The organism is Pseudoalteromonas sp. RB2-MNA-CIBAN-0110 (assembly GCF_040309305.1).
Classification (GTDB): domain Bacteria; phylum Pseudomonadota; class Gammaproteobacteria; order Enterobacterales; family Alteromonadaceae; genus Pseudoalteromonas; species Pseudoalteromonas arctica.
In genome coordinates this window covers 237,842-261,139 of the sequence record NZ_JBEOOQ010000001.1, presented here as the reverse complement: position 1 = coordinate 261,139, position 23,298 = coordinate 237,842, and the positions used below count along the sequence as shown (strand labels likewise).

Below are 23,298 nucleotides of genomic sequence, written 5' to 3'. Positions count from 1 at the left end.
TTTACGACAAGACATTGCAAATGGATCTATTAAATATCTCTTCATGATGATATTAATAGTGTCCTACGAAAAAATGGAGACTGATAAATGAGTGAACAATACGCCGCCTTGCGAGGTAATGTAAATTTACTAGGGCAACTACTAGGACAAACAATCAAAGATGCCCAAGGTCAAGCGATTTTAGATAAAGTGGAAGAAATTCGTGCTTTATCAAAATCATCTCGCAGTGGTAACGAAGACGACAGACAAGCGCTAATAGATGTTTTACATGCGCTTAGTGATGAAGAGCTTTTACCGGTTGCCCGTTCATTTAATCATTTTTTAAACCTTGCTAATGTAGCAGAGCAATTTCATACCGTTTCGCGTTTTAATGACGTTGGCCTTGGTCAACAAAACCCTCTCACTCAAACATTAAAAACGTTAGCTACAAAAGCAGAACAAGGCCAGTTAGACAGTAATCATTTGGCCGAAACACTCTCAAAACTCCACATAAACTTAGTATTGACCGCTCACCCAACCGAGGTTACGCGCCGTACTATTATTAACAAACACGTTGAACTAAGTGATTGCTTAGCGTCATTAGAGCGAAAAGATAACTTAGTGCAAGAGCGGGACAATATTTTAAATCGTATTGAACAGCTGATTAGCCAAGCTTGGCATACCGACGATATTCGTCGCTCTCGCCCAACGCCAGTTGATGAAGCCAAATGGGGCTATGCAGTAATAGAAAATAGCCTTTGGCATGCGGTTCCGCGCTTTTTACGTGAATTTTCAGCCAATGTTAAAGACCAGTTGAGCTTAGAGTTGCCAATAGATTACAGCCCAATTGAGTTTACATCGTGGATGGGTGGAGACCGTGATGGTAATCCATTTGTAACATCGCAGGTAACAAAAGAAGTGCTTGATCATGGTCGTTGGATGGCACTTAACTTATACATTCAAGACTTAAAAACGTTGTGCGCTGAACTCTCTATGTCAGATGCCAGTGATGAGCTTGTTGAGCTTGCAGGGCAAGAGTTTGAACCATATAGAGCGGTGATCAAAAAGCTTAAAAATCAGGTTGCAGAAACAGTGGCGCACTTAGGTGCTAAAATTAAAAATAAGCGCAGCGATTCACAAGATTTAATTACTAATATTAATCAGCTTAAGCACCCAGTTGAAGTGTGCTATCGCTCGTTATTAAAGTGTAATATGAAAGTAGTTGCGGATGGCTTATTACTTGATTTACTGCACCGTATAAATAGCTTTGGTTTGCGTTTAGCTAAACTTGATGTGCGCCAAGATTCGTCTCGCCACGGCGATGTGTTTTCAGAACTGACTCGTTATTTAGGTTTAGGCGACTACAACCAATGGCAAGAGCAAGACAAACAAGCATTTTTACTTGCAGAGCTTAACTCGCGCAGACCGCTTATTCCAAAGCATTGGCAACCAAGCCCTGATGTACAAGAAGTACTTGATACCTTTGATGTAATTGCCAAGCAAGACGAAGCAACATTTGGTTTGTATATTATTTCGATGGCACGAACAGCGTCAGACATTTTAGCAGTACAACTGTTGCTAAAAGAAAGCGGCTGTAGCTTTGATTTACCAGTAGCACCGTTGTTTGAAACACTCGACGATTTAAACGCAGGCAGTGATGTAATTACCACATTACTTGATAATGTTTGGTATCGCGGGCACATTAAAAACACCCAAAATGTTATGATTGGTTACTCTGATTCTGCTAAAGATGCCGGCATGATGGCAGCAGGTTGGGCGCAGTACGAAGCAATGGATAAACTAGTACAACTTGCTGATGCACGTGGTATTGAGCTTGTTTTATTCCACGGACGAGGCGGCACTGTAGGGCGTGGTGGTGCACCTGCTGCACAAGCGCTGCATTCACAACCGCCAGGCTCATTAAAAGGGGGGTTGCGTGTAACCGAGCAAGGCGAGATGATTCGCTTTAAATTTGGTTTACCCGATGTAGCACTGCAAAGCTTAAATATTTACGCAGGCGCAGTTCTGCAAAGTAACTTATTACCGCCACCAGAGCCAAAACCGCAGTGGCGCGAAGTAATGAAGCTAATAAGTGAGGAGTCATGTGAGCATTACCGTAATGTAGTTCGTCATGATGAAAACTTTGTACCTTACTTTAGAATGGCAACACCTGAGCTTGAACTGTCTAAGTTACCGCTTGGCTCGCGTCCTGCAAAACGTAATCCTAATGGTGGCGTTGAGAGTCTACGTGCTATTCCATGGATTTTTGCGTGGAGCCAAAACCGTTTAATGCTTCCTGCATGGCTAGGTGCGTTAACAGGCTTAAAAGCTGCGCTTAATAAGTACGGCGCAGAAACTCTAAACGAAATGAGCTTACAGTGGCCGTTCTTTAGATCGCGCCTAGAAATGCTAGAAATGGTATTTAGTAAAGCCGATTGTTGGTTGAGTGAGCATTATGATAATGCGCTGGTGGAAGATATGTACAAACCACTGGGTGTAACACTTCGTAAAGAGCTTCAAGAAGCCATTAGCTTGGTGCAATCACTTAGCCCGCAAAAAAGCCTACTAGCCGAACAACCTTGGATTAAGGAGTCGATTAGTTTACGTAACCCGTACACCGATCCACTTAACTTACTACAGGTTGAGCTTTTACGCCGTGCTCGCTCAGAGGAAAAACGCAACGAAGGTGACATTGATAATGCATTAATGATCACGATGACAGGTATTGCAGCAGGTATGCGTAATACTGGCTAACATGTTATTTTGTTAGGTATACCTATTGGTATTAAAAGGGAGCACGCGATGTGCTCCCTTTTTTTGCGTTAAATAGGCTGGTATTTAACACCTTAACCTTTTAAACTACTTAGCCATTGAATAATTAAAAAATGTTATGGCTTCAGCAACTTTTACTGTACAGCAAGATACAGCACTTACAAATTCGCACATCACATTAAACGTAGCGCAAACAGCGTCATTACGTAGTCAATTAAAATCACAACGTGGCATATTAAATTCTAATAATATTAAGCAGTTATGCGCACAACTCAATGTATCTGATGATTCATTATTACAAGGTTTAGTACCTTTGGCTTCTGAGTATGCTGTTGCGCCGGTATCAGATTTTCATGTAGGCGCAATTGTTAAAGCACTAGACGAAAGAGGCCACGTAAACTTTTACTTTGGTGCAAATGTAGAATTTAATCATCAAGCATTGAGTTTAGTGGTTCATGCAGAGCAATCGGCTATAAATAACGCATGGTTAAACGGCGCTAAAAAAATAGTTAAAATAGCGATTAGCGATGCACCGTGTGGATACTGCCGCCAGTTTATGAACGAACTCGCAGATGCGAAAGAGTTTGATATTTTATTGCCAGAGCAACACTTTAAATTGGCAGAATTACTGCCGCACTCGTTTGGGCCGACTGATTTAGGTAACGCGTTTAGCTTGTTTAATCCAGAGCCTCACCAGCAAGTATTTTCAAATGATCAACTAGATGAAAAACTAGCAAGTACAGCATTAAACGCATACGTACCCTATAGTAAAAACTTTAGTGCAGTAAAAATTAGTACATTTAAAAATGGTGATTTTTACGGAAGTTACGCAGAAAACGCAGCATACAGCCCAAGCTTGTCGCCACTACAAAGTGCGCTTAGCCAATTATTTATCGCAGGGCTTAGCTTTAACGAAAGTACAGTAAAATCAATTACACTTTTAGAAACCGCAGGCCATGAAAACCAAGCGGGTGTAGCACGTGCTGTACTTGCAAGTTTTAAAAATCTACCGGCAATAGAAGTAATTAGCGCTCAGCTAAAATAACCTCTTAAAAACAATAAAGCACAGCCAGAGCTGTGCTTTATAATTTCACTATTAATATAACCTATATTAATCAAGTAATACTTTAGCCGCTTCTAATACTACCGCTACAGATTTACGCTCAATTTCACCATGGTCAACATTTGGTATTTCTTGGCGAGTACGATTAACAAGTACGCCGGCAACACATGCAGCTTGTAAACCAAGGGCTGCACACATAGTAAATAATGTTGCTGATTCCATTTCGTAGTTCATCACGCCCAGTTTTTGCCACTCTTCGCAGCTACCTTGTAGTGATTTAGGAACGTAACCAGAATGCGTATCGTAACGCTCTTGTCCTGGATAAAATGTATCGCTTGATGCAGTAATACCAATATGAAAATCGATATTTAAGTTTTTACATGCTTGTACCATAGCTTGTGTTGCATAAAAGTCAGACACAGCAGGGTAGCTAAGAGGAGCAAAATGCTGGCTTGCACCGTCTAAACGTACAGACGCTTGGCTAATTAAAATTTCGCCTTCGTTGATATGTGGCTGAATCGCACCTGTTGTACCAATACGTAAAAATTTACGCACGCCAAGTTGTGCTAATTCTTCTACTGCAATCGACGTAGATGGACCACCAATACCCGTAGAACAAACAACCACCGAATGGCCGTTTAGTTGACCTAAGTAAACATGAAACTCACGAGTTTGAGCAAGGCAGGTTGGGTTGTCTAGGAATTGTGAAATGCGTGCAGCACGATCTGGATCGCCCGGTACAATCGCAAGTTTTGCACCTTTAAGATCGTCAATACATAGTCCTAAGTGAAATACCTTTTCCATAGCTAAGCCTTTTTATAATAAATTGTGTCAATCTAGCATCATTGCTAGAAACGTTTATCAAGTACAGGACGATTGTCCGTTTTATCTTAACTCCTCCAATTAAGTCTTAATAATTTTAAGGATTAATTTGATTTATTCATCAACTATGAATATTCAATCAAGTGCTTATATACGTAGGCTTGTTGTGCTGTTGACATGTTCAAGCAGACATAATAAGTATCAACCAAGCGCGTAACTACAATTAAATAGTTTATGGTAAATGTTCATTAATATTAAATTAATTCAATGGCTTAAATTTTTATTAAGCACGTAAAAGATAACGTGTTTATTTATATTAGGTACAGACTTATTTAGCAAAGTGGAATTTATTTGAAGTTTAGGCACTTTTGGTGATTTTGCATAACTAATCAAAAGTAATTAGCTACGTACAGAATAAAAATCGAAGGAGTTTATTATGAGCACACAATTTGAAGCATTTAAAAACAAAGTTGAGCACTGTTTGTGCGCACCGGGTGATGGCGTATACACAGTAAATACTGCAAAGGAGCGCAAAGCCGCACTGCGTAATAAACTTTATGGACAAACTGAAAACGTTGATAATTTGTGGCGCGAGTCTTTAAATGAATTACCAAATTCTCCACATAAAGCCGTTATGTTAGGTATTAGCTCAGACTGTGGCGGTGGTATTTTGCGCGGTGCAAACTGGGGGCCACTGTTTGTGCGCTCAGCTTTAATTGATCAGCAACCGCAGTGTCACTCGTTTGATTTAGGCGATGTACGTGTAATCCCACATTTACTTCATGATAAATACCTAAATGACGCAACCATTTCTAATTGCCAAAAAGCCCTATACGGTAATGAAGATAACGACTATTACGTAAGTCCGTTATCAATCACAGAGGATGTATGCGACAGCTTTTACGCGACATTTAAAGATAAAGGGATATTTGGTATTGGTGGCGATCACTCAATTAGTTACCCACTTACCAAAGCGTACTTAAAAGCAAAACGTGAGCAAGGTAAGCGTACCGCTATTATTCACTTTGACGCGCATACCGATTTACTCGTTGAGCGCTTAGGCATAGATTTATGTTTTGGCTCGTGGTGTACACATATTTTAGAATTTTTACCAGCGCCACATCATTTAATACAATTTGGTATACGCTCAAGTGGCAAGCCTAAAGCGCACTGGGAAAGTACCTTTGGCGTTAAGCAACATTGGGCACATGAAATCATTGAGCGCGGCGCAGCAGCGGTTGCTGCCGACGCTATTGCACAATTAAAAGCTGATAACGTTGATGAAGTATACGTAAGCTTTGATATTGATGCGCTTGATGCAGAGTTTGCATCTGCCACAGGCACGCCAGAACATAATGGTTTAACACCACAGCATGCGCTTGATATTTTATCAGCCATTGCGGATGAGTTTCCGATTACGGGTGCGGATATGATGGAAATAGCGCCATTTACCGACAGCTCTTTAGTTGGCCAATCAAGCTCTGAAACGACACTTAGAGAAGGCGCTAAAATTTCAGCCTTTTTAATTAGTGCGATGAACAAGTAAGCTGTATGAGCTATAAATACTAGCACTATCAGCGTATAAGTGTGCATTACATGACTAAAAACTAGCAGTTCATAAAGCCTCAGCTATATTTATTAAATACTTATAATGAGTTAGTTGAGGCCTTGCTGAATGAAATTATTGATCTTTTTATTGTTCATTAGCTGTATTAAAGTTGATGCAACTGAAATCACAATAGTAACGGAAGTATTTCCGGACTTTCAGTATCTCAATGAAGATAATAAACTCGTTGGCCGTTCTGTCGATAAAGTTTATAAAGCGCTAGAAGGCACTGGTATAAAATACACTATGTTGGCGCATAGTTGGGCCATATCTTACAATGCAGCGCTACGCGATAAAAATACCTGTATATTTTCAATTGTTCGATTACCTAATAGAGAAAGTAAGTTTAACTGGGTAGGTGAACTGGAAAGCTTTGATTCAGCCATTTATGGTCTAAAGTCCAGAGGTATAAAGTTAAATACTCTCAATGATGCTAAAAAATATAAAATAGCAGTACTGCGTGATAACTTTAGTCATCACTATTTGCTTGAGAGGGGCTTTAGTGAGAACAAGCATTTATTACTCATCGATAGCCTAGATAAAATAGATAAACTCATAAGCACTCGTCACCATATACTTGATTTTGTTATCCTCAACAAAAAGCAATTTAACTACCGAGTTAAAACAGAGCCTAAGCTTGAGTTACTCGAACCATTACTAAATCTAAATACAACTCAGTCTCCGTTATTTTTTGCCTGTAATATAAATATGGATCCGGCTTTAGTTTCTCAATTAAAAGTCGCCTTTAATAAAATTTAAGCACTTTAAATTTGCTGTTTTACCTCTCAACCAATTGAAAATTAATAGCTTAAATATATTTTATAAATATAAATTGCCGCATTTAAAAAACCGATTATAATCCAGCTGCTTTTTGTTTAAAAAAGCACTAACTTTTTGGAGCGTTAAATGGGTGATTTAATCGGGATTAGCTTATTGATCTTGATCAGTGCGTTGTTTGCTATGTCAGAAATAGCAATAGCAGCGTCGCGTAAAATAAAACTGCGAGTAATGGCAGATGAAGGGAATATAAAGGCAGCAGCGGTACTAAAGCTACAAGAAAATCCAGGGGCTTTTTTTGCCATGATCCAAATAGCACTCAACGCGATAGCGATATTGGGTGGTATTGTGGGCGAGCAGGCCTTATCGCCTTATGTTGAAAGTGTGTTGGTATTGTTTTATCAAGGTGCGCATTTAGAAAAAATTAGCTTTTTATTCTCGTTTTTTACTATTACATCCTTGTTTATATTGTTTGCCGATTTAATGCCAAAGCGTTTAGCGATGATCATGCCAGAAGCGGTCGCTGTTAGAGTGGTTACAATAATGCGCTGGGTTACCTTTGCATTAACCCCGCTGGTGATGTTTTTTAATGGTGTAACTAACTTTGTGCTGCGCTTATTTAAAGTGCCCGCTGAGCGAGAAGACAATGTGACAACAGAGGACATTGTTGCCATGATGGAAGCAGGTGCTGCATACGGTAGTTTGCAAAAGCAAGAGTATGAATTAATTGGCAATGTGTTTGACCTAGAAGCGCGATTTTTATCAAGCGTAATGACACCACGCGACCAAATTGTATATTTTGATTTAAACGAATCTAGCCATGATATTGCGACTAAAATTATTGACCATCCTCATAACCACTTTTTAGTGGTGTCAGGAAATTTAGATAAGTTGCATGGCTCTGTTGAATCTAAAGATATTTTACGACAAGTACTAAAGGGCGAAGCCGCCAATATAAACGATGATCTCATTGATAAAGATGTTTTTTACTTACCCGAAACATTAAGCTTATCTGAAGCTTTAAATGCGTTTAAAAGCGCAGCAAAACCATTTGCTGTTGTCGTAAACGAATATGCGCTTTCGGTGGGTATTGTAACGGTAAAAGATTTAATGAAAGGGTTTATGGGTGATTTAATCACTCATCAAGGCGACGAATTAATCATAGAACGCGATAAAAATTCATGGCTTGTAGATGGCTTAACCCCAATTACCGATTTAGCAAAAGTACTTGATATAGAAGAATTTCCTGACCAGATGCACTATGAAACGGTCGCTGGCTTTTTAATTTACAATATGAAGCGAATACCTAAACGCGCGGAACATTTAACTTTTTCAGGCTTTAAGTTTGAAGTTGTTGATGTAGAAGGAATTAGGGTAGAGCAGTTGTTAGTTTCAAGGGTTATTAACCCGCAGAGTGCTAATATCCTTTAAAATAAGGTGTGTGCTTTAGTTTTTATATAAATAGCCAAGCTGTATTTGCTTGGCTTTTTTGTGTCTGTTAAAAACTTCGTTTCTAAAATGGGATATTATTTCAATATGTTAAGTTGTTTTATTTTCATACAGTCTTGATTCTATTTTCATCTAATTAACATTAAATGCAACCTAAGACGTATATTGTACTGAGGAGTGTAAGTTTGTGTAAATTTCTTCTAATTAAGATTCATTATCAGCGCGTTTTAATTTAGAATGATCGTTCACTCTAAACTAAAAGGTATTTAACATGCAGCGTTCCCGCATCGCTTTATTTGTATTGTCAGCCCTCGTCGGTTCTGTTGCTTTAACTGGTTGCGATCAGGCTGCTGAGCAGTCACAAGCTTCAGCTCCTAAAGCTGTACCAGTGGGTGTACTTACATTAAAAAGCCAAGCGCTTACTCTCAAAAAAGAACTTCCTGGTCGTATCAGTGCATTTCAAATTGCTGAAATTCGCCCACAAGTAAGTGGTATTGTGCAATCTCGTTTATTTGTTGAAGGTAAAGAGGTTAAACAAGGCCAGGCTCTGTATCAAATAGACCCTGCGACATTTGAAGCAGACTTAGCAGCAAGTGAAGCAAGTGTTGCACGTGCTCAGGCGAGTATTTCAAGTAGTAAAGCTAAAGCATCTCGTTTTAGCGAGCTTTTAAAAATAAAAGCGGTAAGTCAGCAAGACTTTGATGAAGCAGATGCTGCATACAAACAAGCAAAAGCAGAATTATTAACGGCTAAAGCGCAGTTAAAATCGGCGCAAATTAACCTTGATTACAGCCATGTGTCGTCACCAATTAGTGGTCAAATTAGTAAATCAAGCGTAACTGTAGGTGCACTAGTTAGTGCTAACCAAAGTACTGCACTTGCTACAGTGACTCAGTTAGATCCAATTTATATCGATTTAACACAATCAAGTAATGAGCTTACCAAACTTAAAAAAGCAATATCATCAGGTGCTCTAAGTGTTGATTCGACTAGCCAAACTGACGTTGAACTTATTATGGAAGATGGTTCTGTTTATCCTCATAAAGGCACATTGCAGTTTTCTGAAGTGACAGTTGATCCAAGTACTGGCTCAGTAATACTACGTGCTAAATTTTCAAACCCAGAAAAATTATTACTGCCAGGCATGTATGCTCGAGCTTCTATTGTGGAAGGTGTTAAGGCGGGTGCTATTTTAGCTCCGCAACGTGGTGTTAGCCGTAATTCAAAAGGCGAACCAACAGCAATGGTTGTCAGCAAAGACAACACAGTAGAAAGCCGCGTATTAAAAGTAGATAGAACGATTGGTTCTGATTGGCTTGTTACTGATGGCTTACTGGATGGCGATAAGTTAATAGTTGAAGGTTTACAAAAAATCCGCCCTGGTGCACCAGTGAATCCATCTGAAATTCAATCGTCTGCTAAAGCCGATCAAGCGCAATAACGGAGAGTTTTAATGTCACGATTTTTTATCGATAGACCGATATTTGCTTGGGTACTCGCTATTGTAGTGATGCTTGCAGGTATTTTGGCGATTAGGAGTTTACCTATTTCGCAGTATCCTTCAATTGCACCACCTGCAGTGAGTATTACTGCAACGTACCCTGGTGCATCTGCACGTACACTTGAAGATACGGTAACGCAAGTTATTGAGCAAAAAATGAAAGGACTTGATGGCCTGCTTTATATGTCATCTACGTCTGAGTCGAGTGGTTCTGCTACGCTTACACTTTCATTTAGCGCTGAAACAGACCCTGATATTGCACAAGTCCAAGTGCAAAATAAACTAGCAACAGCGACTCCACTATTACCAGAAGCCGTTCAAAGGCAAGGTGTTGTAGTTGCAAAGTCTGCGCGTAACTTTTTAATGGTTTATGCTTTTGTGTCTAAAGATGGCAGCATGACCAATATTGATATTGGCGATTATGTTTCATCAAACGTGCAAGATATTGTCTCGCGTGTTGAAGGCGTAGGTGAAGTGCAGCTGTTTGGTTCTCAGTACGCGATGCGTATTTGGTTAGACCCTTCAAAGTTACAAAATTATAAGCTGACACCTGCTGATATTAGTGCATCAATTAGTGCGCAAAATGCACAAGTATCTGCCGGTCAACTTGGCGGTATGCCTGCCGTTGATGGTCAGCAACTTAATGCAACAGTAACAGCGCAAAGTCGATTACAAACGCCAGAGCAATTTGAACAAATATTAGTTAAAACCAATCCAGATGGCTCTTTTGTACGTCTAGAGGACGTTGCTAGAGTAGAGCTTGGCGGTGAAAGCTACCGCGTTGTTGCTCGTTACGATGGGCAACCTGCATCAGGGTTAGGTATTAAATTAGCCAGTGGTGCTAACGCACTTGATACTGCCGCTGGAGTTAAAAAAGCGATTGAAGAGCTAAAACCGTTTTTCCCTGAAGGGTTAGATGCTGTTATACCTTACGACACAACGCCGTTTGTATCGTTATCTATCGAAAAAGTTATTCACACCTTAATTGAAGCTGTTGTACTTGTTTTTGTAGTTATGTATTTGTTCCTACAAAACTTTAGGGCAACACTTATACCAACAATAGCAGTGCCAGTGGTTTTACTAGGTACGTTTGGTATTTTGTACACTTTTGGTTATTCAATAAATACGCTAACGATGTTTGCGATGGTACTTGCCATAGGCTTATTGGTAGATGACGCAATCGTTGTTGTAGAAAACGTTGAGCGCTTAATGACCGAGGAAAAACTCTCGGCACTTGAAGCTACGCGTAAATCTATGGATGAAATTAAAGGCGCGCTGGTAGGTATTGCCATGGTGCTTTCTGCGGTATTTATCCCAATGGCATTCTTTAGTGGCTCTACCGGTATTATTTATCGTCAGTTTTCTATAACACTGGTATCGGCGATGGGGTTATCTGTTTTAGTTGCTCTTATTTTAACGCCTGCATTGTGTGCAACGCTTTTAAAACCAAGCCATGTACATAACAATGAGACGTTATTTGGCCGATTTTTTACAGGCTTTAACCGTGGTTTTGATAAAACAAATTCAGGTGCACAAAGCTTTGTAGGCCGTATGCTTACACACTCTAAACGCTACTTACTTATTTATGGCGTGATTGTGGGCGGTATGGTTTATGTATTCTCAAGCTTGCCAACGGCATTTTTACCTGACGAAGACCAAGGTATTTTGTTTAACCAAGTTTCACTGCCAGCAGGCTCTACAACACAACAAACGCTTGAGGTTGTTAAAAAGGTAGAAAATCACTTTTTAAACGATCAATCTGAAGCTGTGAATGGTATTTTTACCGTTACTGGTTTTAGTTTTGCCGGCTCTGGCCAAAACTCAGCAATTGCCTTTGTTAACCTTAAACATTGGGATGAGCGTCAGCGTGACGAGTTATCTGTTCAAGGTGTTGCAGGTAAAGCGATGGGCTACTTTTCAACGATAAAAGAAGCATTTGTTTTTGCCTTTCCGCCACCTGCAATTGTTGAACTGGGAACTGCTAATGGCTTCAATATTTTCTTACAAGACCGTGTAGGCCTTGGCCATGACGCACTTTTGGCGGCACGAAATCAGTTATTAGGTTTAGCAAGCCAAAGTCCAATTTTAGCGGGCGTGCGTCCAAACGGACAAGAAGATATGCCAGAACTACAACTTGATACAGATTTGGCAAAAGCCGAAGCGCTTGGTGTGTCGCAAAACGATATTAACAGTACACTTTCGACAGCATGGGGTAGTAGTTATGTGAATGACTTTATTGACCGTGGTCGAGTTAAAAAAGTGTATATGCAAGGTGATGCACAATCGCGCATGGTGCCTGAGGACCTAAATAAGTGGTATGTGCGCAATGATAATGGCGATATGGTGCCGTTTTCAGCGTTCGCTAGTGCTTACTGGACGTATGGTTCGCCACGTTTAGAGCGTTACAATGGTTTTTCAGCAATGGAAATTCAAGGTAGTGCAGCGCCGGGTTACAGTACAGGCCAAGCAATGGATGAAATGGAGCGTTTAGTTAAACAGCTGCCTAATGGTATTTCGTCTGAGTGGACCGGTATTTCATTCCAAGAGCGCTCAAGTAGTGGTCAAGCACCTTTACTATATGGCTTATCGCTGTTGTTTGTATTTTTATGTTTAGCTGCACTTTATGAAAGTTGGTCGGTACCGTTTGCGGTAATGATGATTGTGCCACTGGGTATATTTGGTGCAATTATGGCAGCGCTAGGCGGTGGCTTATCTAACGATATTTACTTGCAGGTTGGCTTGTTGACCACCATTGGTTTGGCATCTAAAAATGCGATACTGATTGTAGAGTTTGCGATTCATAAAATGGATGATGGGCTTGGCTTAGTTGATGCGGCTATTGCAGCTGTACGCTTACGTTTACGTCCAATACTCATGACTTCGATGGCCTTTATTTGTGGTGTTTTACCACTTGCAATAGCCTCAAGTGCGGGTTCTGGTGCGCAAAATGCGTTAGGTATTTCGATTATTGGCGGCACACTCGCATCATCAATATTAGTTGTTGTATTTGTACCGTTGTTCTTTGTGTTAGTTCGCCGTGTATTCCCTGGTAAAACTAACGAGACAACAAAGGAGAGCGCAGAATGAGCATTAAAACATTCAGCCTAAGTGCAATTGCTTTATTGGTGCTAAGTGGTTGTCAATTAGCGCCAGAGCAAAAAGACCTTGCTCTACCAGTATCTGATGCTTATGCATCAGGTACTGAGCAAAGCGCTGCGCAGCAATTAAATTGGCAGCAGTTTTTTAATGATGAAAAACTACAAACCTTAATTACGCAAAGCCTTGAGCATAATAAAGACATGCAAATTGCAGTGCTTAATGTGCAGCGTGTTCGTGGTTTGTATCAAATCGAAGATTCTGCTTTGTATCCGTCGCTTGATTTAAATGCTTCTGGTACGCGCCAGCGTTTACCGGCTGATTTGTCGGGTACTGGCGATGCAGCTATTAGCTCGCAATACAGTGCAACAGTGGGCATTACGTCTTACGAGTTAGATATTTGGGGCAAAGTACGCAATCAATCAGCGCAAGCACTCCAAAATTTATACTCTACAGAGCTTAGCCAATACAGTACGCAGGTGTCTTTAATTTCAGAGTTGGCAAATGCGTGGCTTAGTTACGCGACGGACTTACAACTGCTAGAGCTTGCAAAAGAAACGCTCACCTCTCAGCAAGAGTCATTATCGCTCACGCAAAAAAGCTTTGATTTAGGTGCGACGTCTTCGATTACCCTTGAGCAGCTTAGAAGTACAGTTGCTACAGCAAAAGTAGACATAGCAACGTACAAACGTTTGTTAAAGCGTGATAAAAGTGCCCTAGATTTATTAGTGGGTAAATCTGTTTCAGCTGATTTACTGCCTAGTAAAGACCTGACTAACTTGATCAGCATGCCAGAAGTGCCGGTTGGTTTACCGTCTGATTTGCTATCGCAACGCCCTGATATTAAAGCCGCTGAGCATTTAATGCTTGCTGCAAATGCCAATATTGGTATTGCACGTGCGGCGTTTTATCCAAGTATTAGCTTAACAGCCAATGCCGGGTCTGCTTCAAGTGATTTAAGTGGCTTGTTTGATTCAGGCTCGGGTACATGGAGTTTTGTGCCGTCAATTAGCTTACCTATTTTTAATATGGGACGTAACCAAGCAAATCTTGATGTAGCAAAAGCTGATCAAGAAATTGCAGTGGCTACTTATCAGCAAAAAATTCAAAATGCGTTTCGCGAAGTTGCCGATGCACTTGCTGACAGAGAAGGTTACCAAGAGCAATTAAGTGCCCTTGATATGCTTATAAGTAGCCGACAAATCACATTTGATTTATCAAAAATGCGTTACGAAAAAGGCGCAGATAGCTACTTGCAAGTGCTTGATGCTCAGCGTACATGGTACGGCGCACAACAACAGTTAATTTCGGGTCAGCAAGCGTATCTTGCAAGCCAAATTAACTTGTACAAAGCGCTTGGTGGCGGATGGAACGTAACCAGTGAAACAGCTCAGGTAGAGAAATAATATTTGCGGCTTTTAAAGCCGCATTACATATTTACATGGCAAGGCTATTTATAGCTCTTGCTTTACTGGGTTTATGACTTGGTAGTGGAGTTGAACATGAAGCCTAAAGCAAAAAGGCAAACAGATCCCGCGATAGCACTGGCTAGGCGTGAGCAAATATTAACAGCTGCTGCAGAGTGTTTTCGCCGAAAAGGTTATCACGGTGCAGGTATGGCTGAAATATCTAAAACGGCAGGGATGAGTGCAGGCCATATTTATAATTACTTTGAAAGTAAAGAAGCCATTATAGAAAGCATTATTGAAAAAGACATGGAAGAAATGTTCTCCATCTTTCAAAAGTTTGAAGATCACCCTGGTGATGTTTTAGCGGCTCTTTTAGATGGCTTAAATATTGGTGTGCAAAGGCACATGGACACAGGCTCGTGTGTTATTGATTTAGACATGATGGCAGAAGCAGGTCGAAATGTTAAAGTAGCAACTCTCTTGCGTGAAACCGATATTCAAGCAAGAGGGCGCATGAGACAGCTTTTAACAAGCGAGCGAAGTGCGCTCAAAGACATTGATGAGCTTGAACTTGAAAGCCGAATTAACGTTATTTTTTCGATGATGGCGGGGTTATTACTCAGAAAGTTACTTTACCCTGAGCTAACCGAAGAAACGGTACTAATAGCACTTCGCCCTGCAATGAAAACATTACTGATGCCATTTGATGAAGCGCAGTAACGCTCAAAATAAATAACCAAAAGTAAGCTAGCCAATATTTTGGCTAGCTTTTTTATTTTAGTCTATTTAAAAGCGCTCGATTGACCACTGAAGTGCAATGATTGCGATAGCAACGGAGCCCATTGGCATTAACCACTTTTTATACCAAGTGTAGTGTCTTACATAAATGAGTATTGGTAAGGCTACTAGTAAAATACTAAGTTGGCCGATTTCGACGCCTAAATTAAACGCCAATATACTAAGCAGTTGATAGTCGCTCGACAAGCCAAGCTCGCCAAGTACGCTCGCAAATCCCATCCCGTGCAGTAAACCAAAAGCAAAAGTAAGCCAACCTAAACGAAGTACCAACGGCCACACATTATTTAATGCTGCAAATAAAACCGATATAGCAATTCCAAGCTCTACCCAGCGGCTATTTGGTGAGACTAAGTTCATAGCTGTTGCGGTAAGCGTAATAGAGTGCGCAAGTGTAAACGCGGTTACTATCCATGCTGTGTGTTTAATAATGTGTTTTTTAGAGCTAATACCTTGCCATGCTTTATCGCTGCGCTTTAAAACACAGGTAAGTAACAGGGCGATTAAAAATAAAATATGATCAATACCAATCCAAATATGTAAAACACCCTGATACACGTATTGATTAAACGTACTTAAATAACTTGTTTGCTCAAAGCTGAACGTTTGTTGTGCCTCGTTGATATTAAATACACGAGATACACCGTTTATATTTACGATGGATTTATGATTGGCATCGGTTTTAAAAAAAGCAGAATAGGAAAGGGAGATTGCTTCATTGTCATCACAACTAAACAGCAGCGGAATCACCAAATAAGGCTGGTTAAAATGGTTATCTAGCTGATAGATACCTTCACTTTTTAAAGGGCATGATTGCGCGTTTTGCGTGATATTTAAATTTTCTTCAATGAAGTTATTAATTGAGCTGCGTTTTGCTTTTATTTCTGCCCACGAAATTTGCCCGTTTTTATCTAAATCCAGAGGTACTGCGTGCTCTAAGTCGGCTATATTAATTTGCCAGGTACCCGTGTATTGGTTTATGTTGGTGTCGTTATTGTTCTCGCTATTTAAGGTTATATAACTTGTACTTAGTTGATGGGCAAAGCTGTAAGTTGAAAAAATGCAAAGCATTAAAGTGAGTATAAATAGATAAGGCGTTTTCATAGTGTGTCTCGTTGCATCGCTTTTGCTTGAGTAAGTAATTGCTCATCGGTGCTCATTTTAGCCTGTTGCCAATTAATATGAGCCCAGTAAAGTGCTTTTTCGCGATTTGGTTGTACATCAAGGTAATATTTAGCTAAGTCACTTGCATGAAAAGAATCTTTGCGAAGCTCTCGTAGTGTAACTCTTTGCGCCATTGTATTTTGCCATTTTTTATCGCGTTTATTTAGTTTTTTTTCTGCGATTGAAAGTCTTAACAAAATAGCATCCTCTAAATTACTTTTATCAGGAAGCAGTACGCTTAATGTATTTAATACTTGTTGCGGTTGATTTAGAGCAATTTGAATATCGGCCCATAAAACAATAAGGCTCACAGAGGCTTGAACTAAATCTACACTTTGTAAGTGAGACAACGCTTGTTTGTAGTTATTTAAACGGTAGCTCATTTCACTTAAAACATGGTTTGTAGCTAGGCTAGTTTGATTATTATTTATAATTTTTACTAATGCTTGGTAGCTGTATAAAACGCTTTCATGTTGGCTTTGTACATCGAGTACACAGGTGCTAGCAGTAATAGTGCTTACTTGCCCAATTAAGGCTACGCAGTGTTTTTTTGCTTGTGCGAACTTACCTTGAGTCATAAATATATTGGCTAGCAATAAATGGCTATTACTATGTTTTGGCTCTCCAATCAAAACGTTGTTAGCAATATCAATAGCTTCGTCAAAAAGGTGCTCTTTTTGTAAAACGCGAGCATATAAGTAACCAATTTGAGATGAGGGTGTGTGTTTATATAGCTGGGCTAAACGGGTTTTAAGTAGCCCCTGTAAGCGCTCTGTTTGGCCTGCATATTGGCTGTTAGTGACTAATGTATTTATTTCGTCAACAGAGAGGGAAGCACTAAGCGTTGAATTACTTTTGGCAATAACTGCATCATCTTTTGGGGTAAAAGGCGCAGCGCTTAACGCAAGGGGTGTTAGGCATAAAGTAATAAATGCGACGGACTTAAAAATTGATAAATGCATTATAAATATCCTTTGAAAAAAGCCATCCATGGCCTGTCAGCTTAATTACTTGGTTAGTTACCGTTTGTTGAAATCAATCCATCAACATCGGTATCGGTGTTTGTAAACACCCGACCGTTAACAGTTAACGGCTCTGCATTTGGGGCTTGATTAAATGAATCGGTTGCAAATTGAGCAAAGTCGACTTGTAGTGCGTCAATTGTAATGTTCACTGTTGCAGTTACTTGCGAATTAACGCCATCACTTACACCAAACATAAAACTATCTGAACCTGTCACTTCTTTATTCGGTGTATAGGTAAAGTTACCATCGCTATTAACGGTAACAGTTCCAAGAGTTGGCTCACTTGTTAATGAGTAAGTAAGTGAATCGCCATCATTGTCGGTTGCGCTAAGCATATCGGTAATGCTTACTTCAGTTTGTGTAGTTAGCATTGCATCGCTTGCGGTTGGCGCTGTGTTTACAACCGGTGTAGGTTGTTTTTTATCGTCATCGCTACTACATGCTCCCAATGTTAATGCACTGAGGAGAACACAAATATGGGTAGTTTTTAAATTACGCATTATTTTACTCCTTATTTAGAGCCAGCAAGCGGTGTTGCAAGGTATGGGAATGATGAATCCATCATTGTTGCATCAATAGGTGCGCCGTCTGTAAATGGCACTGTGCCTGTATTAGCATCCTCTGGTGCACAAAGTCCTAAATCAGTGTCTTCACCACTTACAGGGATAGGATGACATAAACGACCCATCACAACACGAAGTGCTATATCAACCACATCATCACCCGGGCGACGACCATTTGGGAAGCCGGCTAAATCATTACCCGCTACACCAAATGCAGATTGATCAGCTTGCGCTGTTGCTGCAATGCCTGTATTTAAACGTAGCATTTCTGAAGGTGTTACCGTAGCTTGCTGATTAACGCCTGCAAAACCTGTTAAAAATGCAGTGATTAAATCAGTACGCGGGAAGTTTGTGGGTGCCAGTGTTTCTAAGTTTGCGCCAAGGGTCGTATTAACAGCATCTTTAAATAAAATGTTTAATAACTCTGGTAGTGCTGGATGAGATACATAATCTAAAAATTGTGCATCATCTTTAGGGTGAGCAGTAGAGAATGTGTCTTTGTCTTTAATGCCAATTACAAGCTCGTTTACAAGCGGGCTACCCAAGCGTGAAACTTGTGTTAAAGCACCACCATTAACGGCGTTATTAGTAAATTTAGCATTAGGGTTTAATACGCGAGCTTGAGGTAGGCTTGCTGTTGTCCACGAACCTATTACGCCGTTACCTTCACCAACAATACAGCTCTTAGGTATTTCGATAGCAATTGATGTTACGTTTTTATCTGCAAGGTCGTCGTTATCAGCTGATTGTGTTATACCACCTGGAAAACCACCGCCGTCACCAGCACCAGGGGCGCTATCACCCTCTACAGGTACATAGTTAACTAAATCAAATGTTTTACCTAGGTTAACTACAAATGGGTCTTTACGTTGTCCTACAAAAACTTGTGCCATGCTTTCACAGTTAGGAATTGAAACCTGATACACAAATTGGTCAGCGTAAGTTTGGTAATCGCTCATTGAACCAAATGTTTTATTGCCCACATAATCAAGTGGTTTAGAAAATGTACTTGAGTTTGATGCTGTGTTGTTTAGTAGCGTTGTTTCGCCAGTACGCTGCGCGCCGCGAATCATACTCATTGTGTATGATTCGCTAAAATTTGCAGCGCTGTCATCACCGGCAGATACACCGCCTACATTTTTAAGCGGTACAGACACGGTACGCTGATTACCTTCAGGTCCAACAGTTAATTGCACACCTTGGTTATCATTAGGAAGCATGCTTTTAAAGTTAAACGCAAATGTAATATCTTCAACAGCATCGCCGTCGTTATCTATATGAATGCTGTAGGTAGCATCTGGGTCCATTGCAAAGTAATTAGGACCGCCGTATGCATCTTGCAGCGGGATATAGTTAGCAATTAATGTTACAAAATCATCACGACCTTGCTCGTAACTATTAAATACATAAAAATCGGTTGAATCTAAAGTCGGGAAACGGCTTATATTTGGCGCTTCTCTGTGGCTTGATGCTTCACTTGGTGCACTTACAAACGTACTACATATTACTACTGCGAGTATTGATGGAGTTAAAGCTTTCATGACTTTGTCCTTTAGTTTTGATTGAAGTCATAGCTAATAACGGGGCAGGATTTAAATTGGATGCAAAAAAGTTAAATTATTTTTATTTTTTGTTAAAAAAGTTTTGAAGAAGGTTGGCTGCTTTATGTTAGCAGCCAACTTTGGTCATAATAGTAGGGTTATAAAAGTACCAGCTCTGTGGTGTATAGTACCTCAGTAGGAGATCCATTTGTCGAGCCGCCAATAGGCTCTAAGCTCACTGCTAGCAATGCAATATCACTTGCGTTAAAGCGGTTATCTTTAAATAATATTTTACTGCCTTGCTTGGGCAGTAAACCCAATGAAATAGGTGCATCTTGACCTTTTAAAATCATCCACAGCTCATAATCTTTATTAGTTTGAGCAACCAATTGGCTACTAGCTTTAATTGAGAGCCCTTGCTCGCTTACATCAATAAACCACAATGATTGTTTATCTTGATTTTGAACCAAAGCAATTTGCTGAGTGTGCATAACATTGGTACTAGGTTGAATAACCAAAAAGGCTAAAACAATACACGCAGCAGTTGCCACAAAAGACCATGTACGCCAAATTGAAGGCTTGGTATGTATGACTGTTTTACTTGTTTGTGGCCTGTTTTCAATACGCTGTAGTATATTTACCCATACATCGTCACGTGGCGTTTGCGGTGTAATAGCACTCGCTAAGTTGTTTAGGTTTTGCTCCCATAGACTTGTTGCTTCACGTGCTTGATTTGAGTTAAGTAACAGACGCTGAAAACGCTTACGGGCAAGCCCTCTAAGTGTGCCAAGCACGTACTGCCCAGCAAGCGCGTCTAATAATTCGGGCTTATTATAATTCATAATGTTAAACACCTTTGTAGCTGCATAAGCCCACGCCTGATCCAGCTTTTAACTGTACCTAATGGCGTTTCTATATGATCCACTAACTCGCTATGACTCAGCCCCTTATAATAAGCTAAGTGAATAGCTTGTTTTTGTTGCGGCTCAAGCTGTTCGATACAATTAACTAGTTTTGTTTCTTCATCGTAATTAATGTCAATGCTTTCATTCTCATATTCATCATCGCCTAGCGACTGTTCTTTTCGTACCTTGTGATAGCGCAGCGAATCAAGACTTCTATACCTAACTATACTTATCATCCAACTAATAACAGTGCCTTTAGAGGCGTTATATTCAGATGCGTTATGCCAAATTTTTATAAAAGCGTCTTGTAGTGCTTCCTCAGCATGTGCTCTATTTGTGAGCATGTTTAAACTAATCGCAAAAAGTTTGCCGCTAGTTTGTTGATACAAACTCGAGAAAGCATTTTTGTCTCCTTGAGCTGTTGCGCACAAAAGAGGGAGTAAATCATCGTTATCCATAAGGGTCCTGTTTTTCTTATTATCATTGAGTAAACGGTTGAGGGCGTGATTTGGATGCAAAAAAACTTCAATTGCTTTTTAGACTAGCTGTTTTATACGTTAGTACAAGCGATAACCGATCAGTGTTTGAAATATAAACGTATAGGTATAATTTATTCACAGGTTTGTAAAAAATGCACAAAGAGCGGATTGTAGTTAATTTTAATTTTTTAATAACACTATATATCAATGGCTTATTTTTCGAGTTTGAATTTTAAATGGCATTTACATGGCGTGATATTTGCAAAAGACTACATAAAGCCGTTTAAATTAAGTTTATAAATCGGAATTATTTTCACAAAGGAGAGCCTATGTGGGCTGCAATTGGTTATTTACTATTAGCGCTACTACTTATTTTTATTGGTTGGGAAGTAAACTCTGTTTATTTTGCTATTGTTTTTTATTGGACTGCACTGTCACTTTTATTAGTGAGTACTGCGTATATTTTTAACGCTGCAAAAATATTCAGAAAGCGTGAAAATGGCGTGATCCCTTTTTATATACGTTGGGCATTTGTACCATTTTTATTTGGTGTGCAAATTTATAATGCCTGGTCGCGTAAGCACGACAAAGTACCGCCAATTCAACAAATAAACGATAACCTATTTTTAGCTTGCCGATTATTTCCCTCAGACATAGACACATTAAAAGATAACGGAATTACGGCAATTTTAGACGTAACGTGTGAGTTTGACGGCCTTGAGTGGAGTTCAACACAAGAGAATATTAATTACTTAAACATTCCGGTGCTCGATCATAGTATTCCTACCCATTCGCAGTTAAATCAGGCTATTAATTGGATACATCACCATATTAAAGAAAACCGCCGTGTGGTTGTTCATTGTGCTTTAGGGCGCGGACGCTCGGTATTTGTAATGGCAGCTTACTTATTGAGTCAAAATAAAGATGCTGATGTACATCAAATTCTCGCACAAATAAAAGAAACCCGCGAAACCGCAAACTTAAATAAGCATCAACTTCGCCATTTAGCTAAGCGACATAAAAAAGGCGAATTACTGATCAAAAACAAAGCCGTGTTAATTGCAAATCCAGTATCGGGCACGCGCTTGTGGCAAGAAAAAGAGCACTTAATTGTTGCGCGGTTATCGGCCTATTACGATTTAGAAGTACTCACTACCTCAAAAGATATTAACGGTATTGAGCTTGCTAAAAAAGCGATTGAGCAAAATCCAGATATAATTATCGCGTGTGGGGGAGACGGTACCGTGGCCGAAGTTGCAAGCGTACTTGTAAATACACAATGTAAGCTAGGTATTATACCAATGGGCACTGCAAACGCACTTGCGCATGTATTGATGGGGATTAGCTCTAAATTTATTCCTGTAGAGCAAGCATGTGACTTAATTATAGATGGTCAAACAAGCACAATAGATACCGCTTATTGTAATAACGAATTAGTACTGTTACTTGCAGGTATTGGTTTTGAGCAATCAATGATTGAAAAAGCAGATAGAGAGTCTAAAAATAAATCGGGGCAGCTTGCCTATTTAAACGGTTTTTTTGAAGCCTTTGGCGAGCAAAAATCACAGCTACTTAGTGTAAAACTCGATGATAATGAACCGAAAGAAATATGTACAAATAGCTTTATTGTGGCAAATGCCGCGCCTTTTACAACGCTATTGGCTCAAGGTGGTGGGCAGCCAGATCATAGTGACGGGCTTCTGGATGTAAATTGGCTAACACCAAATAGTGAAAATTCTACGACAATATTGAGTATCGCGGAGCTGATGTTTAGTAGCTTAACGCAAACACATTTAGCTATAAATTCGCATCATACAAATGCTAAAAGAGTTGAGGTTACAGGCGAAGGAGAGCTTAAGTACGTACTTGATGGGGAAGTTAAAACAGCTCACAAACTCGTTATTACTATTGAGCCGGCCTCATTACATGTGATTTGCAAAGAGCAATAAATCGCGCTAATTGCAATCAAAAAAGGAGCTGAAATAGCTCCTTTTTTTACATCATTTTTTAATTGATGGCCAAACAAACCCTGTTGTATCCGGTGCTTGAGAAGATGTTTCTCTTGGTGCACTTTTTGGTCTACGAATAGGTCTATTATTTATAGTGTGAATATAAAGTGCTTCCACTTTATCGCGAGCCCAAGGTGTTTTACGCAAAAACTTTAAACTCGATTTAATGCTCGGTTGATCAGTAAAACATTTAATTTTTACTTGCTCGCCAAGTGTTCTCCAGCCAAGTCGCTGTTCTAACTCAACAAGTATTTGTTCTAACGTTACCCCATGTAAAGGGTTTTTAGGTTGATTATCCATAGCCATACTACTTATTTAAACTGCGTGCATTGTAGCTCAAATC

General features: G+C 39.8%; 18 protein-coding genes. 10 read left to right on the top strand and 8 right to left on the bottom strand.

What is annotated here, in order from left to right:
* The first annotated feature begins 87 nt into the window (after nucleotides 1-87).
* Nucleotides 88-2,733: a phosphoenolpyruvate carboxylase gene (gene ppc / locus AAEY68_RS01105; RefSeq protein WP_007582382.1), complete on the top strand. Its 2,646-nt coding sequence runs from the start codon at nucleotides 88-90 to the stop codon at nucleotides 2,731-2,733.
* A gap of 136 nt (nucleotides 2,734-2,869) precedes the next feature.
* On the top strand, nucleotides 2,870-3,796 hold the full coding sequence (gene cdd / locus AAEY68_RS01100; RefSeq protein WP_350585374.1) for a cytidine deaminase: 927 nt from the start codon (nucleotides 2,870-2,872) through the stop codon (nucleotides 3,794-3,796).
* 66 nt (nucleotides 3,797-3,862) lie between these two features.
* Here cdd and udp read toward each other — a convergent pair whose 3' ends face one another.
* On the bottom strand, nucleotides 3,863-4,618 hold the full coding sequence (udp, locus tag AAEY68_RS01095) for a uridine phosphorylase (RefSeq protein ID WP_007582384.1): 756 nt from the start codon (nucleotides 4,616-4,618) through the stop codon (nucleotides 3,863-3,865).
* Nucleotides 4,619-5,072: 454 nt separating this feature from the next.
* Here udp and AAEY68_RS01090 point away from each other — a divergent pair, with 454 nt between their 5' ends.
* The 7 genes from AAEY68_RS01090 (at nucleotide 5,073) to AAEY68_RS01060 (ending at nucleotide 15,194) form a co-directional block, all read left to right on the top strand.
* The gene (locus AAEY68_RS01090; RefSeq protein WP_007582386.1) at nucleotides 5,073-6,182 is read left to right on the top strand and encodes an arginase family protein; all 1,110 of its coding nucleotides are present in this window, start codon (nucleotides 5,073-5,075) and stop codon (nucleotides 6,180-6,182) included.
* A 129-nt stretch (nucleotides 6,183-6,311) separates the two neighbouring features.
* Entirely contained in the window at nucleotides 6,312-7,001 is a 690-nt protein-coding gene (locus AAEY68_RS01085; protein WP_350585373.1) for a transporter substrate-binding domain-containing protein, read from the top strand.
* Between the two features lie 147 nt (nucleotides 7,002-7,148).
* Nucleotides 7,149-8,450 (top strand): polyamine export protein PaeA, encoded by a 1,302-nt coding sequence (gene paeA, locus AAEY68_RS01080; protein WP_007582388.1) that lies wholly within the window; start codon nucleotides 7,149-7,151, stop codon nucleotides 8,448-8,450.
* A 289-nt stretch (nucleotides 8,451-8,739) separates the two neighbouring features.
* The gene (locus AAEY68_RS01075) at nucleotides 8,740-9,909 is read left to right on the top strand and encodes an efflux RND transporter periplasmic adaptor subunit (protein WP_024593129.1); all 1,170 of its coding nucleotides are present in this window, start codon (nucleotides 8,740-8,742) and stop codon (nucleotides 9,907-9,909) included.
* Nucleotides 9,910-9,921: 12 nt separating this feature from the next.
* Nucleotides 9,922-13,056 carry an efflux RND transporter permease subunit gene (locus AAEY68_RS01070; protein WP_007582390.1) on the top strand — a complete coding sequence of 1,045 codons (3,135 nt, stop codon included), beginning with the start codon at nucleotides 9,922-9,924 and terminating at the stop codon, nucleotides 13,054-13,056.
* On the top strand, nucleotides 13,053-14,471 hold the full coding sequence (locus AAEY68_RS01065; RefSeq protein WP_197173709.1) for an efflux transporter outer membrane subunit: 1,419 nt from the start codon (nucleotides 13,053-13,055) through the stop codon (nucleotides 14,469-14,471). The genes AAEY68_RS01070 and AAEY68_RS01065 overlap by 4 nt, the downstream gene beginning before the upstream one ends.
* Nucleotides 14,472-14,567: 96 nt before the next feature.
* Complete coding sequence (locus tag AAEY68_RS01060; RefSeq protein ID WP_101217048.1) at nucleotides 14,568-15,194, top strand: TetR/AcrR family transcriptional regulator; 627 nt, start codon at nucleotides 14,568-14,570, stop codon at nucleotides 15,192-15,194.
* A gap of 66 nt (nucleotides 15,195-15,260) precedes the next feature.
* Here AAEY68_RS01060 and AAEY68_RS01055 read toward each other — a convergent pair whose 3' ends face one another.
* The 6 genes from AAEY68_RS01055 to AAEY68_RS01030 form a co-directional block, all read right to left on the bottom strand.
* A complete protein-coding gene (locus AAEY68_RS01055) occupies nucleotides 15,261-16,373 on the bottom strand; it encodes a HupE/UreJ family protein (RefSeq protein ID WP_350585372.1) in 1,113 nt (370 codons plus the stop codon).
* Complete coding sequence (locus AAEY68_RS01050) at nucleotides 16,370-17,395, bottom strand: hypothetical protein (RefSeq protein ID WP_024593131.1); 1,026 nt, start codon at nucleotides 17,393-17,395, stop codon at nucleotides 16,370-16,372. Before AAEY68_RS01050 ends, AAEY68_RS01055 begins: the two co-directional genes overlap by 4 nt.
* A 53-nt stretch (nucleotides 17,396-17,448) precedes the next feature.
* Complete coding sequence (locus AAEY68_RS01045) at nucleotides 17,449-17,958, bottom strand: cadherin-like domain-containing protein (protein WP_024593132.1); 510 nt, start codon at nucleotides 17,956-17,958, stop codon at nucleotides 17,449-17,451.
* A gap of 11 nt (nucleotides 17,959-17,969) precedes the next feature.
* Nucleotides 17,970-19,562: a DUF4331 domain-containing protein gene (locus tag AAEY68_RS01040; RefSeq protein WP_024593133.1), complete on the bottom strand. Its 1,593-nt coding sequence runs from the start codon at nucleotides 19,560-19,562 to the stop codon at nucleotides 17,970-17,972.
* A 158-nt stretch (nucleotides 19,563-19,720) separates the two neighbouring features.
* Nucleotides 19,721-20,404, bottom strand: coding sequence for an anti-sigma factor (locus tag AAEY68_RS01035; RefSeq protein WP_024593134.1), 684 nt, complete (start codon nucleotides 20,402-20,404; stop codon nucleotides 19,721-19,723).
* Nucleotides 20,401-20,925, bottom strand: coding sequence for a sigma-70 family RNA polymerase sigma factor (locus tag AAEY68_RS01030; protein WP_350585371.1), 525 nt, complete (start codon nucleotides 20,923-20,925; stop codon nucleotides 20,401-20,403). The genes AAEY68_RS01035 and AAEY68_RS01030 overlap by 4 nt, the downstream gene beginning before the upstream one ends.
* A 350-nt stretch (nucleotides 20,926-21,275) precedes the next feature.
* Between AAEY68_RS01030 and AAEY68_RS01025 the strand changes: the two genes are divergently transcribed.
* Complete coding sequence (locus tag AAEY68_RS01025) at nucleotides 21,276-22,895, top strand: diacylglycerol kinase family protein (RefSeq protein WP_350585369.1); 1,620 nt, start codon at nucleotides 21,276-21,278, stop codon at nucleotides 22,893-22,895.
* A 51-nt stretch (nucleotides 22,896-22,946) separates the two neighbouring features.
* Here the strand turns inward: AAEY68_RS01025 and AAEY68_RS01020 are convergent, their stop codons facing one another.
* Nucleotides 22,947-23,255: a VF530 family protein gene (locus AAEY68_RS01020; protein WP_197180195.1), complete on the bottom strand. Its 309-nt coding sequence runs from the start codon at nucleotides 23,253-23,255 to the stop codon at nucleotides 22,947-22,949.
* Nucleotides 23,256-23,298 lie beyond the last annotated feature (43 nt).

Bases quoted from the DNA above. Each gene is read 5' to 3' on its own strand.
- ppc (WP_007582382.1), top strand. From the start codon at position 88: ATGAGTGAACAATACGCCGCCTTGCGAGGTAATGTAAATTTACTAGGG.
- cdd (WP_350585374.1), top strand. From the start codon at position 2,870: ATGGCTTCAGCAACTTTTACTGTACAGCAAGATACAGCACTTACAAAT.
- udp (WP_007582384.1), bottom strand. From the start codon at position 4,618: ATGGAAAAGGTATTTCACTTAGGACTATGTATTGACGATCTTAAAGGT.
- AAEY68_RS01090 (WP_007582386.1), top strand. From the start codon at position 5,073: ATGAGCACACAATTTGAAGCATTTAAAAACAAAGTTGAGCACTGTTTG.
- AAEY68_RS01085 (WP_350585373.1), top strand. From the start codon at position 6,312: ATGAAATTATTGATCTTTTTATTGTTCATTAGCTGTATTAAAGTTGAT.
- paeA (WP_007582388.1), top strand. From the start codon at position 7,149: ATGGGTGATTTAATCGGGATTAGCTTATTGATCTTGATCAGTGCGTTG.
- AAEY68_RS01075 (WP_024593129.1), top strand. From the start codon at position 8,740: ATGCAGCGTTCCCGCATCGCTTTATTTGTATTGTCAGCCCTCGTCGGT.
- AAEY68_RS01070 (WP_007582390.1), top strand. From the start codon at position 9,922: ATGTCACGATTTTTTATCGATAGACCGATATTTGCTTGGGTACTCGCT.
- AAEY68_RS01065 (WP_197173709.1), top strand. From the start codon at position 13,053: ATGAGCATTAAAACATTCAGCCTAAGTGCAATTGCTTTATTGGTGCTA.
- AAEY68_RS01060 (WP_101217048.1), top strand. From the start codon at position 14,568: ATGAAGCCTAAAGCAAAAAGGCAAACAGATCCCGCGATAGCACTGGCT.
- AAEY68_RS01055 (WP_350585372.1), bottom strand. From the start codon at position 16,373: ATGAAAACGCCTTATCTATTTATACTCACTTTAATGCTTTGCATTTTT.
- AAEY68_RS01050 (WP_024593131.1), bottom strand. From the start codon at position 17,395: ATGCATTTATCAATTTTTAAGTCCGTCGCATTTATTACTTTATGCCTA.
- AAEY68_RS01045 (WP_024593132.1), bottom strand. From the start codon at position 17,958: ATGCGTAATTTAAAAACTACCCATATTTGTGTTCTCCTCAGTGCATTA.
- AAEY68_RS01040 (WP_024593133.1), bottom strand. From the start codon at position 19,562: ATGAAAGCTTTAACTCCATCAATACTCGCAGTAGTAATATGTAGTACG.
- AAEY68_RS01035 (WP_024593134.1), bottom strand. From the start codon at position 20,404: ATGAATTATAATAAGCCCGAATTATTAGACGCGCTTGCTGGGCAGTAC.
- AAEY68_RS01030 (WP_350585371.1), bottom strand. From the start codon at position 20,925: ATGGATAACGATGATTTACTCCCTCTTTTGTGCGCAACAGCTCAAGGA.
- AAEY68_RS01025 (WP_350585369.1), top strand. From the start codon at position 21,276: ATGTGGGCTGCAATTGGTTATTTACTATTAGCGCTACTACTTATTTTT.
- AAEY68_RS01020 (WP_197180195.1), bottom strand. From the start codon at position 23,255: ATGGATAATCAACCTAAAAACCCTTTACATGGGGTAACGTTAGAACAA.